Source organism: Streptomyces adelaidensis, assembly GCF_016598475.1.
Taxonomy (GTDB): Bacteria; Actinomycetota; Actinomycetes; order Streptomycetales; family Streptomycetaceae; genus Streptomyces; species Streptomyces adelaidensis.
The window spans coordinates 1-12,888 of the sequence record NZ_JAEMUX010000024.1; the positions used below are offsets into that span (position 1 = coordinate 1).

Below are 12,888 nucleotides of genomic sequence, written 5' to 3' on the forward strand. Positions count from 1 at the left end.
AGGTCGCGGAGGTCGCGGAGGTCGCGGAGGTCCCGGAGGTCCCGGAGGTCGCGGTCACGTCCGGACGGACCTGGGCCACGAACCCCTCGGGCGGCGGCGGGAGTTGCCCACCGACCGCCGCCGCGGCGTAGACGTACCCGTCCGGCCGCAGGGCGACAGTGGCCGCGCGGTGCCCGGTCAGCCAGGCCCGCAGCACCCCGTCGCTGTCGACGACCGTGCCCTCGGCGGGCCGGGACCCGGCGGGCGTGACGGTGAGCGAGGGGACACCGGCCCGGTCCCAGGCGGGCTGCGGCCGGGGCGCTCCGGCGTGCAGCAGCAGCCAGCGGCCGCCGAGCAGGTCGTCCAGCCGCACGCGCTCGCCGTCGGGCCCGGTCACCCACGGCTGGGGTATCTGATGCCCCGAGGCCTTGGCGCGCGGCCGGGCCTGCAGGCCGTCGGCGTAGTGGGCCACGGGGATCCAGTTCGAGTCCTGAACCCACTCGGCGAAGCCCGGTACGCGGCACAGGACGCGCAGCGCGGAGTCCCGGACCCGGGCGACGGGCAGCCGCCGTTCGGTGATGATCCGCCCGACGAACACCGCCCGCCTGGTGACCTCCTTGACGTGCGGCTTGCGCTCGGTCTCGTAGGAGTCGAGGACCGAGGCGGGCAGTGCGCCCCGCAGTACGGCGTCGAGTTTCCAGCACAGGTTGGCCGCGTCCCGGACGCCCGCGGCCATGCCCTGGCCGATCCACGGCGGCATCGCGTGGGCGGCGTCCCCGGCGAGGAAGACCCGGCCCGACCGGAAGCGGGCGGCGAAGCGCACATGGTGGCTGTAGACCGTGGCCCGCAGGATCTTGATGCTGTCCCGCCCGATCCCGTACCGGGACACCATCGCGTGGATCGCGTCGTGGCTGGTCAGATACTCCTCGTCGTCCCCCGGCAGGATCGGGAACTCCCAGCGGTGGTGCCCGAGCGGTGTCGGACAGTCCACGGCCGGTCGGGCCGGATCACAGCGGAACCGCAGCTTGTCGTGGTCCGGCCACGGCTTCAGCATCTCGGTGTCGATGACCACCCAGCGGTCCTCGTACGTCCGCCCCTCGTAGCCGATGTTCAACTGTGCCCGGGTGAGGCTCGACCCCCCGTCGGCGGCGATCACATACTTCGCGCGCACCCGGCGCACCGAGTCGTCGGCGGTGCCGACCACCGTCAGCTCCACCCCGTCCGCGTCCTGCCGCAGCCGCAGACACTCGTGCCGCAGCAGCACCTCGACGTTCGGATAGCGGCCGACCCCGTCCCGCAGGACCTCCTCCACCGCCGGCTGGTAGATGAACATCTGCGGCGGATGACCATGGCCGCGCGGTGTCGGGCACGCGTCGATGAAGGTACGTCCGGACGCGTCGACGAAGTGCACCGGCCGCTCGGCCAGCATGTCCCGCTTCAGCCGCTCGGCCAGCCCGATCCGCTGCCAGACCCGCATGACCTCCTCGTCCGTGGAGATCGCCCGGGCCCGCGAGTAGACCTCGGCGTCCCGCTCCACCACGACCACGCGCAGCCCCGCCGCGCCCAGCAGATTGGCGGCGGTGACCCCGGTGGGCCCGAAGCCGATCACGGCCACGTCGTACGTGAAGCCCGGGTCCTCGTCGTTGTCGTCGCCGTTGCCGTTGTCGTCGCTGTCAGCTCTGCCCTCGGCACTGATGCCTTTCACCGGGCCACCTCACTGTCGTCCCTGCGGGTCCTGCCTGCGGCTCTTGCACGCGGCTCCTGCTGTAGCGATCGCTACAATTGGAATATTCGCTACGGTAAGGTGGGTGTAGAAGAGGGTCAAGTGGTGAGCACGACAGGAAGGGCACATCCCATGGCCAGGCCGCAGACGACCCGCAAGAAACGCGCGAACGGGGTCGAGTCGCGTCAGCGGATCCTCGACGCCGCCGTGGAGATCGCCGGCGAGCGCGGCTACGAGGGCACGTCCATCGCGGCGGTCAGCGCCAAGTGCGGACTGCCCGCCAGCTCCATCTACTGGCACTTCAAGGACAAGGACGACCTGATCGCCGCGGTGATCGAGCGCAGCTTCGGGACCTGGCTCGCGGCCGTGGAGCTGCCGGACGAAGCCGCCGGTACGCCGGTGGAGCGGGCCGCCCACATGGCGGCCGGCGTGGCCAGGTCACTCCTCGAAGCCCCCGACTTCCTCCGCCTCGGCCTCATGCTCGCCCTGGAAAACCGTCCCACCGAGCCCCGGGGCCGCACGGTCTTCCTCCAGGTCCGAGACATCGCCGCCCGCAAGATCACCGACGTCGTGACGGAACTCTTCCCCGACCTGGACGAGGAAGCCGTACGCCTCCTCACCACCTACGCCGTCGCCGGCGCCGACGGCCTCTTCGTCCAGCGCGAGATCCAGGGCGAAGCCGTCGACCTGGTCGCGATGTTCGAATTCCACGCCCGCATGGTCCACGACGCGGCCCTCAACCTGGCGGCAAGGCCGACGACATGACCCTGACGCCCGCCCAAAGGGACGAGGCCGCTCGGCTCCTCCGCGAAGCCGAGCACCACACGTCCCCCATCGCCCCCCTCTCATCCCTGTTCCCCGCCCTCGACGTCTCCGACGCCTACGCTGTCCAACAGTCGAACATCACCCGCCGCCTGCGGGACGGCGCCACGGTGATCGGCCACAAGGTCGGCCTGACGTCAGCCGCCATGCAGCGCCTCCTGGGCGTGGCCGAGCCCGACTTCGGCCACCTCCTCGACGACATGACGCCCCCGCATGGGCGCCATCGGGAGCCGTATGGCCAGCGTGACCATGACCTTCGTGGGTGCTGTCGTGCGGGGTGCCGGTGTGGTGAGCGCCGTGGTCCATGACCTTCATCCCCTGTTCCCGTCCAGTGCGGTGGCCCGTCCCGGGGCCCACGCTGACAACCTTATACCCCCTGGGGGTATTCCTGGGCTGCTGGCCCCCTGAGTGAGACCCCGGATCCGCTGGTGTCCCCCTCCCGTCGCCCAGGCATGAAGGTGGGCGCGGACAGGGCCGCAACTTCTCGCACTACCCGGACACCGTGACCGAGGTGGTGGCCCTCGCACCCGACGACACCCTGCGCGCCGACGCCGAACAAGCCGCGGCCTCGGCACCGGCACCGGTAAGGATCACGCTCGTTACCGGTGAGGCCACCGAACTCCCCAGCGAGACGGGCGAGTTCGACGCAGTCGTCGCTTCGCTCGTGCTGTGCTCGGTGGACGACGTACCCGATGTGCTGGCGGAGCTGGCCCGCGCCCTCAAGCCCGGCGGCGAGCTGCGCTTCTACGAGCACATGCGCTCGCCCCACCGCTGGGCAGGCTGGCTGAAGGCCGTACGGCGGTGCCCAGAATATGCAGCGCCTTCGGCGTGAACGTGGACGGAGAGAAGCCGAACCGGTCGACGTCGGTGATGGCGAATCCGGCGGCCCGGATGGCGACTTCGCTATCCCGTTTCGGGTGACAGCCTCCTCCGGCCCGGCTCCAGAGCAACGGTCAAAAGACCGTGTGCGTTTTGCCATGAACGCAAGAAACCCTGATCTGCATCTCTGCAGGTCAGGGTCTTGATCCGGAGTGCCCCCGGCAGGATTCGAACCTGCGCACACGGCTCCGGAGGCCGTCGGACTCCCGCGTGTTTCCCCAGGTCAGCGGCCTGCCTGACGGTCCGTTAGCCGTGCGGTCCCACGTATGTCCCGCGAAGACGAAATACCCCGTTCTGCGCGATCCGTCCAGGTTGTTTCGTTGAAGTGGTCGAATCGCCGCGGACTCCGGCGGCCTTGCGGGCCGAGGTGGCCACATGCGCTGACCGCCGAGCCAGGCCATCACAGCAGCCGCGGTCACGTCGTGGCCCGAGGTGGGAGCGGCCCGGTATCTCCGAAGCGTGGTGGCGAAGAGCGGAGCGCGCCGGGAGGCATCGGTGAGGCGGGCCACCGTCTGCCGTTCGACCTTCCGCAAGGGCGTCCTCCGCGGCCTGTCGCTCCGCCCTCCCCGTGCGGCATCAGGTGGATGACGCACGCCGCCAGGGCTCGGTGGGAGAGCGCGACCACGAGCAGATCCACCTCGCGGACGTGGCCGGTGTTCCCGGTGAAGGTGAAGTTCGACCAGGCGTGCCATGGGGCGCCGTCGGGACGCTCGGCGCGGGTGGCGTCAAGACCTCGGCGCTCATGCGGGAACTCCGAGTCCGTGACCGTCTCCCAACGACCTTTCTGCATGTGCCGTCCCCGCTTCGTGAGGTTCTGTGCAGATTGCTGCTGCTCAGCGGCAAGGTTCCCCGCTCGGATCGTAGCGGTGCAGGGTGCGGGGCGAAGCCGATCGAGGCGGGGCGCGGGCGCGGGGGGACGCGTGATTTGGCATGTGCGGAAATTCGCGCGTGTCCGTCGAAATCAGTTGGCAGTGGAAGTTAATTATTCGCATCCTATCTAGTAGCTCGCGGCTACCTAACGGACTGCTGCTCTCGAACCAAACCGACTGCTGCGTGAGCTAGGATGGCGTGGAGGCGGCGGGCGGACCCTGTCCACCTGTCTGTTTTGTGCTGTTTGGGGATGTGCAGGTCAAGGGAGGGCAGATGAACGAGCGGTTGATCATGCGCGCGGTGCTCGCCATAGCGATGGGGGTGATCTGCGCGTTGCTGGCCGCCTTCTGGCGGTTGGCGCGTACGAGCAGCGTGGATCAGGCGGTGATGACTGGTGGGACTGTGTTCGTCGGCGCGGTCATGGTGGCCTTCGTGGTGCTGACCTATCTGCGGTCCGACTGAAAGCCACCAGGCATGATGGGCGGACCGGGGCCGGCCGCCCACGGATGGAACAGAACGAGGACTGCGGGAGTCGAGGATGGAGAGAGCGTCGAAGGGTTCGTCACTGGCGCGCGCGCTGGACGCCATGCGCGGGGCGCTGGCGCCCCAGGACGCCCTCCAACTCCTCATGGTGCTGGTCCTGCTGCGCCACAAGGCCGATGCCGAACGGGCCGACGAGAAGGGCGACCACACGGGTGCCCTGCCTGCCTGGGATGCCCTCCTGACCGGGGACCTCTGGAACCGGTCGGGGCATGAGGTCATGTCGGAGGCCCTGCGTGGCCTGGAGGCGTGGGGGTCCCGATACTTCCGGCTGCCGGACCTGCCACCGGCTCTCGTGGACGTCCGCGGACCTCAGTTGGCTCCCCTGATCGAGTGCGTGGCTGCGGCACGGGATCCGGCAGCACTTTTCGAAGAGTGCATGGAACAGGCGCAGACGACGGCGAAGGGCGGCGACTACTACACACCGTTGGACATTGCCCGCCTTCTGACTGCTCTTATGGAGCCGCAGGCGGGCGAGGCCGTCTACGATCCCGTCTGTGGTTCCGGCGGCTTCCTGCTGCGGGCCCGCGAGTACGTCGAAGCGCATGGCGGACCGGCCGACGAGCCTGCCCTGTACGGACAGGACGCCAGCCGGACCGCGCTGCAGACCGCCGCAATGAATTTCACCGTGCATGGCGTTGAAGGGGTTTTTCTGTACGGCCCTTCGTCCACCTTGACCGATGACCGGTTCCCGGACCTGACGTTTGACGTGGTGGTCGCCAACCCGCCTTTCAACCAGTTTAGTTGGGAGGAAGGCGGCCACGGGCGTTACAACCGTCCTTGGCGCTACGGGATTCCTCCGGCGGGAAACGCCAACTTCGCCTGGGTGCAGCACGTGGTGAGCAAGATGATGCCTTCGGGACGAGGACGCGGTGTGCTCCTGCTGCCGACAGGGGCCGCCACCACCTCCAAGCCGGCGGAACGCCAGATCCGCGCCGGACTGGTCGAGGACGATGTCCTGAGCTGTGTGGTCGAGCTGCCTGCCGGACTGCTTCCCCACGTTCGCAACCCCGTGAGCCTGTGGCTCTTCACCAGGAGTAAAAAGCCTCATCAGGGCTGGGGCCACGAGGACCGTTCGGGCCGGATCCTGCTGATCGACGCGCGTGACACCGCGGCCAAGGTCGGGCGGGGCCGTCGCGCCCTTCCGGACGAGGCGAGGAGGCGCATCATCAGTACCTTCGCCGCCTGGCGCGGCGCACCGGGCCAAGCCCTGTACGAGGACGTGCCCGGCTGGTGCAGATCGCTCTCCACGCAGGAGATCGCATCACACGATCACGATGTACTGCCCTCCCACCATGTGGGACTGCCCGCCGCCGAGTCCGCGCACGGCGACGGGGAGGAGCTGGTGACCGACCTGACCCACGAGCTCTACTCACTCTTCGAGACGTCCCGCCACCTCGAGGCTGAGCTCCGTGACCTGCTGGGGCGGTGGTGATGCCTGACCGTCTGGAGGAGCGGCTGAGCCGGCTCCCCAAAGGCTGGGACGTGGTGCCCCTGGGCGGGCTGCCAACGGCGCGTCTGATCGGTTACGGCATCACCCGTCCCGGGGAACACACCGACAGCGGCGTGGGGATGGTCCGTGCTGCGGACGTTCGGAACGGACGACTGCACAACGGCGAGCCGAAACGGATCAGCCGACAGGTACACGAAGCCAGCCTGCGCAGTCAACTGGAAGTCGGCGATGTCGTCGTGGTCCTGGTGGGCCGGGTCGGCGAGGCGGCGGTCGTCACCGAGGAGTTCCATCACTGGAACGCGTCCCGCACCGTCGGGATCATCCGCCCCGCAGAGCCCGGCGATGCCGCCTGGCTGAAGCTGTGGCTCGGGTCGCCGGACGTACGCGAGTGGTGTGAGCGGCGCACCACCGGTTCCACGCTTCAACGAACACTGAGCCTCGCGGCGCTGCGTGACCTGCCTGTACCGATTCCACCCGCAGCGCCGAGGGCCGCCTTCTTGCGAGCGATGAGCCTCCTGGAAGCGAAGACAGCGACTAATGTGCGTATCGCTGAGTGCGCCACAGAGCTGACCGACGCGCAATTCATGGTCGAGAACCGCAACAGCGAGGTCTGGCCCGGACAGCCCTTCGGGACCCTGGCCGAGCTCGCTGCGGCGGATGCGCCTCGCCCCCCTGCGGACAAGGACGGGATGCCGAAGGAGGACGGAATCCCCTTTGTGGCGCCTGGGGACATCCTGCAGAGCGACAAGCCTCACCTGTACCGGACGGAGCGAAGACTCCCCCTCGGCCAAGCGGGCAGCGAGTGTGCCCCGGCTTCCCTTCTGGTTGCATCAAGGGAGGACGGCGTGCGGGCCGTCATGAATCGAGTGCCCGTCGCCGTCGGCCGTGGAGTTCTTGTGCTGAGGCCGAAGTCGGTGATTGACGGCTACTGGCTGCTGCATGAGATTCGTTCACGCGGTATTGAACTGGTGGCCGCCGCACAGGGATCCGCCGGGCGGGAACTCAGCCGGCGCGCATTCGGAGCGACCCAGGTGCGGTGGCCCCCGCAGGACGTGCGTGAGCGATTCGCCCGGCTCGCCGACCGCCTCCAGGCCCGGGCGCGCACCGCACACGCGGAGAACGAGACACTCCGTGTCCTGCGAGGCCAGGCTCTTGACGGTTTCCTGGCCGGTTCTTTCGGCGGGATGGCCGCAATGTGAAACTCGGTGTGTCGACGGACTCCGCCCGGTGTTTCGCGGCGAGCAGTAGCTTCGGACGGCACCCCGCCCGTCAACCACCGAGTGTCGGTGCCACCCAGCAAGGTGATCGATGTTCTGGCGGCCCGCCGGGCTTCTGCCCACGCAAGCGGACATGCCCCCACCCGCACACGCTTCTTCGTGCTGCCCGGGGATGTCCTGTGTTGCGCTTCCACGACGGGTACCACCGACGGGATTACCACTCTGACCACCTGTCAGGACTGGCTGCCGCGGTGTCTCTGGCCCTACCTTGGGCGGCTTGGTCGCGGGTCAGGTCCAGGCGGCGAGGAGGTCTTCGGGGGTGAGACTGGGGATGCCTGGGGCAGTGCAGCCGTTGCGGGTGACGGCGAGGAGGGGGGTGGTGTCGTCGGCGCCGGGAAGTTGAGAGCGGTGGGTGATGAGGCGGGCGAGGTCGCGGGTGTCGAAGGGTTTGTTCTCGAGCCATTTGATGGATCCGATGAGGGTGATCTTTTTGGCGATGGGGGAGCGGTCGGCGGCGATAATGTCGATCTCGGGGTCGTTGGTGCGGGTCCAGTAGCCGCCGATGGCGTTGCTGTCCGCGGGGAGCCGGTCGTCGGCGAGACGCCAGAGGGCTTCGCGGATGACCGGCTCGACGGCGCGTCCGCGCCATGCCGTCCAGCTGGTGCGGATGGAGTCCAGGACGCGGTCGCCGCGGCCTCGTTCGACGGCAGGGATGCCGGGGCCGATGAAGGAGAGCCAGAAGCGCAAGTAGGGGTCATCGATGCGGTAGCGGGTCTCGCGGCTAGGGCGGGTGGACAGGGGGAGTTCGGCGGCGACCATGCGGCGTGTGGTGAGCAGTTCCAGGGAGCGGGCTACGGAGCCGGGGTTGAGACCGCCGGCTGCCCGGCCGATCAGGGTGAAGGTGCGCTCGCCGTGGCCGATGGCGCCCAGTACGGTGCGGGCCTGAGCCTCGGTGGGGAACTCGGCGGCCAGGGTGCGCTCGCCGCTGACGAGGAGGGCCGAGGTCGGTCGGCGCAGAGCTGATGCGAGGTATTCCCACAGGTCGGCACCGTGCGGCCACTCGTCGAGGATGAGCGGGAGTCCGCCGGAGACGAGGTAGGCGTCGAAGGCGTCGGCTGCGGGCAGGCTGAGCATCGCGGCGACGTCGGCGGGGCTGAGCGGGGGGACGACCATGTCGGTGCCGCGCTGGTAGAAGGGCCGTCCGTAGGTGTTGAGTTTCTCCATCATGGCGATGTCGGAACCCACCAGGATCAGGAGCACGGGCAGCTTGGACAGGGTCCGGTCGAAGACCTTCTGCAGGGCGCCCTCGAAGCTGGGGTCCTCGCGTACGAGGTAGGGCATCTCGTCCAGGACGACCACGCTGGGTCTGTCCATAGGGAGCGCTCCGGCGAGCAGGCTCAGGGCCGCGTCCCAGGTCTGCGGCGCCGTGAAGTCGGCGAAGCGGGCCGCATCGGGAAGGGTAGAGGCCGCCACCTCGGCGGCGAAGCCCGCCAGATCCTCCTCCTTCGAGCCGCCGACAGCGGTGAAGAAGACGTGAGGAAGCCCGGCGCGCTCCAGGAACTCCTCCACCAGCCGGGACTTGCCCACACGCCGGCGCCCCCGCAGTAGCACGGCCCGGCCGGGCCGCCCGCTGCGTCCGCCGGTCCGCACGGGGGCGAGTAGATCGTCCAGAAGGCCGAGTTCGGCCCGGCGGCCGATGAATCCGTTCACGGCGACCGACCTCCGTCAGGATGAAACGGGAAACTTTCATCGACGATACTTTCATAGATGCATGTATTGCAAGGTCACGGCCGACAGTGACTGCCCGTCCGAATCGGCCCTGGCGGCTGCAGGGCGCACCGGCATAGCCCCGGACCGGCCCGACGCTTTCACGATGAGTGCCACCCGCTCTCTCCCGGCCCCTCCCACTACACCTCGCGAAGCTGACCGAGGAGTACTTCCTGCCGCTTGCCGTGGGCCAGTCCTCGGCTCCGGCGGCCGGGCAGGACTCTGAGTAGCCGCCTGCGACGTGACTCTGGCCGCTTCACGGTTCGCTCGAACTGTGGAGCGGCACCCGGTCGTCTCCACCAGGAGGAGGAAAGGCCCCGTATCAGCAGGAGCTTTCCGCTGGTGCCGAGGAGCGTGGCGCTCCACGGGATCTGAAGCCCGTGAGGTACTCGGTTCCAGGGTTCTGCACTCTGTCGGAACGCCTGCCGTGTTGTCCTCCGGGCCAGTTGGACGGGCTCAGAACAGAGCTGACCCGTCGGTCGAGGAAAGTGGAACGGCCCGCTATGGCGTGTGCTTTGTTCGCTTCTCTGGCCACAAACATGCAGCTCGCAAGCGCGTCGTGGCTCGAGGAACTCCGATTCCGGCGTCTCCGTCCCGCACATGTCCCGCAGGGGGCGATGTCATGGGATCGGACAATTGGGGATTGGGCTGAGCAGTGCGGTAAAACCCAGGTCGGAGTACGTGGACTAGCGAGCGCGCACGCTTGTTGGCCGTTGCTGTTTTGGCATGCACAAGAAAGGCCCTGACCGGCGTTTCCGCTGGTCAGGGCCTAAATTTCCGGTGCCCCCGGCAGGATTCGAACCTGCGCACACGGCTCCGGAGTGATTGTCGGATCATGCCCCCATTGCGCGCTGACCTGCGGCGGAGCCAGATGGGGGGCGTACCCCGACACGGAGCGTGTCGGAGGTGTGTCGCACGCCCCCGGCGGATCATCCGCGTGTGCGTCAGGCGGGTGTCGTCGGAACTCTGCCGTGCCGGGGCCGAATCGTCCCTCAAGTGTCCCCTGAAAGGTTCCGTTTCCACGGGGAGGCGGCGGGGGAGGCGCCAGGGAGGCGGGGAGTTCTCCCTGAGTGCCTCCCTGGGGTGCCTCCCCGTACTTGACCTGCGTAGATCAACGATCAGGGAGGCGGGGAGGCGCGCAGGTCACACCCCCGAAACCCCCTCTGGAGGCGTCCGGCAGGGGGTGTCCCCGCCTCCCTGGATCGTCCCCCAGATGATTCCGCTTACCCCGGTACTTGCCTGAGTCATCCCCAGGCGGCGCCCCGGGGTAAAGGGGGCCCGCGCTGCCGGTGCGGTCTGGCGCGCCGTCACCCGGGTCTGAGCGGTCTGCGCGAGGGGCGGTGGGGTAGAGGCGCCCCCTTACCCCGGTAAGGGGGCGGGTAGGGCCGTCTGAGCTGCGAGGTAAGGAGGGTAGAGGGGGGCGTCTCTTCTCTCCTGGGGGTCCGCCACGCCGCCACAGCGCAGGTCGGAGAGGGTGACCGTGTGGCGGATCGGTGCCGCCACAAGCTTCAAAGAGCAATGAGGACCGCCCTGCCGGGCGGGCGACCCCGGGCGCCTACTCGTCTGGGAGCTCCCGCCGGACCGCGACCACCACCCTGCGGCGGTCACCACGCGTCTCGTGCGGACAAGCAAGAAGAGCACCACCGCCCCTGAGGCGGGTGCTCCTCTTGCTGTTCGACGCGCAGCGTCGCGCCAAGGACGTGCCGCGTCGCGGCCCCTTCTTCACGCTCTGAGCGGCACCGCACTACACAAGAACGCCCCTTCCTCTTTTCCTAAGTAGGGAAGGCCTGCGTCATTGCGTCACATGATCATGAAAAAAGAGGCTCTGACCTGCACATACAGGGGATGACGCAGACGGAAAATCCTGCGTCATCGTGCGTCATCTGCGTCATCCCTACGTCACCCGATGACGCAAGGAATGACGCACGGATGACGCAGCCCACCCCTCTGCGACATCGAAAAACCGCAGGTGAGGAGCCTGTATGTCGCAGTGAACGCAGATGACGCAGAAATCCACACCTCGGACAGGTGTAGGGCGCCGTACCGATCCGCCACACGGTCACCCGCTCCGCCCCGCGCTGTGGCGGCGTGGCGGACCCCCCGGACGAAGGTGGGCGGCGCCGGGTACCTCGTCCACGAATCCGTGCTCCGCTGGCCGTGCAGGGCGTTGGGCCAGCCACCCCGAGACGCGCGGTCCGCCGTTGACCGCACCCCCCTGGCGGACGGTGCGGACATGCTCGAACCCTTGGCGAAGGTAGAACTGTTGGAGCCCCTCGTTCGTCGTCCAGGCATCGAGCCTGAGCCACTTCGCCTGAGCCTGGAATGCGCGATCCCCCGCCCAGTCCAGCAATCGGCCACCGAGGTTCCGCCCTGCGTGCGTCCGAGCCACGGTCAGCTTGTTGACGAACATGGACGGCTCACTCAGTTCCGCTTCCGCCCAGAGTCCTTCCTCAGCGTCAGGTGTCAGGGTGATGGTCGCTGCGGTCACCTCGCCATCGCGCACCATGAACACGCCGCCGGATTCGATGGTTGCTAGTAGCAAGTCAGCCGGATACGGACGGCTCCATTGGTCGGTGCCGAGCTTGCCGAGCCAAGCGGCAGCCTCCTCGCGGAACGCGAGGAGTTTGGGCAAGTCGTCTGGCACAGCAGGGGTGATCTTCACTGAGGCTCGCTCTCGGTTCGGGCGGACAGGTCGCCGATCTCGTAGTTCATCCGGTTCAGGTCGCCCCGGAACGTCGTGACCGTGCATCGAATCGGCCGCTCCTGCGAGTAGCCCGTCCGCGTCCACAGCAGCACCGGTACCCCTGCCCCGATCTCCAACAAACGGGCTTCATCCGGCGTTGGCATACGTGTAGCAATCTCGTCGTAGTAGCCGATTTGCTCAATGCCCAGCCCCGTCATGTAGCGGGTTGTCCCCTCGGCGATGTCGCCGGGCTCAGTGAGTCGCGGAGCCTTGGTCACGAGCCACTCGGGGTACTGCGTGGCCTGAGTCGACCACGGCACGTCATCTACGAATCGGTGGCAGAAGCGCAGTACCGAGGTGTCTCCCACCGCAACCTTGAGCCGCTGAGCGATGTACTCCGAAGCGGGAGCCAGCTCAACACGGAAGGTCTGGTGCGGCCGGCGCCCGGCGTTCGTGACGTCGGTGCTGAACGCGTCACCGTTCTGCGGGAAGGTCAGGTTCTCGAACCGAGACGCGTTCAGCTCGAACACCTCGTGCTTCCGCACCTCGTACCCGAGTCCCTGACTCGATGAAATCAGTCCTTCACTGGCCAGCAGCTTTAGCCCAGCTCGTACCGTGTTCCTGGACGCGACGAACCGTTCCTGAAGTTCGCTCTCCGACGGAAGACGCGCGCCCGGCGGGTACGTGCCGCCGACGACGTCACGGCGCAGGACATCGGCCACCTGGTGGTACTTCGGCTGCTTAGTCATGCACCCATGATGACGCACTCGTGCAACTTGTTGGTACATGACGTCGCCCACCCCTTGACGCATCGCATTCCGTCGGGGCAGCATCAGCACATCAGCTTGTACCAACAAGTTGAGCAGGTGGACCAACGGGCCTAGGTCTGTCCCATCTGTGCAGACAGGAAAGCCCCGGCAGCAAAGCTCTCGGGGCTCAGAACAGGGAGCGGCTC

General features: G+C 68.0%; 8 protein-coding genes and 1 pseudogene. 5 read left to right on the top strand and 4 right to left on the bottom strand.

Going from position 1 to position 12,888, the window contains the following annotated elements; all coding sequences use genetic code 11:
* Positions 1 to 1,594, bottom strand: a 1,594-nt coding sequence (locus I8N67_RS16230) for a bifunctional 3-(3-hydroxy-phenyl)propionate/3-hydroxycinnamic acid hydroxylase (protein ID WP_200303900.1), incomplete at its 3' end; no start/stop codon positions are given.
* A gap of 240 nt (positions 1,595 to 1,834) precedes the next feature.
* Here I8N67_RS16230 and I8N67_RS16235 point away from each other — a divergent pair.
* The 5 genes and pseudogenes from I8N67_RS16235 to I8N67_RS16255 all read left to right on the top strand — a co-directional run bounded on the left by I8N67_RS16235 (position 1,835) and on the right by I8N67_RS16255 (position 7,465).
* Positions 1,835 to 2,467 carry a TetR/AcrR family transcriptional regulator gene (locus I8N67_RS16235; RefSeq protein WP_200303817.1) on the top strand — a complete coding sequence of 211 codons (633 nt, stop codon included), beginning with the start codon at positions 1,835 to 1,837 and terminating at the stop codon, positions 2,465 to 2,467.
* A gap of 529 nt (positions 2,468 to 2,996) precedes the next feature.
* Positions 2,997 to 3,356 (top strand): annotated as a pseudogene (locus I8N67_RS16240) (class I SAM-dependent methyltransferase); the annotation flags it as partial.
* Positions 3,357 to 4,546: 1,190 nt separating this feature from the next.
* Complete coding sequence (locus I8N67_RS16245; protein ID WP_200303819.1) at positions 4,547 to 4,735, top strand: hypothetical protein; 189 nt, start codon at positions 4,547 to 4,549, stop codon at positions 4,733 to 4,735.
* A gap of 166 nt (positions 4,736 to 4,901) precedes the next feature.
* Positions 4,902 to 6,248 (top strand): N-6 DNA methylase, encoded by a 1,347-nt coding sequence (locus tag I8N67_RS16250; protein ID WP_200303820.1) that lies wholly within the window; start codon positions 4,902 to 4,904, stop codon positions 6,246 to 6,248.
* On the top strand, positions 6,248 to 7,465 hold the full coding sequence (locus tag I8N67_RS16255) for a restriction endonuclease subunit S domain-containing protein (protein ID WP_200303821.1): 1,218 nt from the start codon (positions 6,248 to 6,250) through the stop codon (positions 7,463 to 7,465). Before I8N67_RS16250 ends, I8N67_RS16255 begins: the two co-directional genes overlap by 1 nt.
* Before the next feature lie 306 nt (positions 7,466 to 7,771).
* Here I8N67_RS16255 and I8N67_RS16260 read toward each other — a convergent pair whose 3' ends face one another.
* From I8N67_RS16260 to I8N67_RS16270, 3 genes are all read right to left on the bottom strand, one after another.
* Positions 7,772 to 9,193, bottom strand: a complete 1,422-nt coding sequence (locus I8N67_RS16260) for an ATP-binding protein (RefSeq protein WP_200303822.1) — start codon at positions 9,191 to 9,193, stop codon at positions 7,772 to 7,774.
* A 2,116-nt stretch (positions 9,194 to 11,309) separates the two neighbouring features.
* On the bottom strand, positions 11,310 to 11,912 hold the full coding sequence (locus I8N67_RS16265; RefSeq protein ID WP_200303823.1) for a GNAT family N-acetyltransferase: 603 nt from the start codon (positions 11,910 to 11,912) through the stop codon (positions 11,310 to 11,312).
* Positions 11,909 to 12,682 carry a GntR family transcriptional regulator gene (locus I8N67_RS16270; RefSeq protein WP_200303824.1) on the bottom strand — a complete coding sequence of 258 codons (774 nt, stop codon included), beginning with the start codon at positions 12,680 to 12,682 and terminating at the stop codon, positions 11,909 to 11,911. Before I8N67_RS16270 ends, I8N67_RS16265 begins: the two co-directional genes overlap by 4 nt.
* Between the last annotated feature and the right edge of the window lie 206 nt (positions 12,683 to 12,888).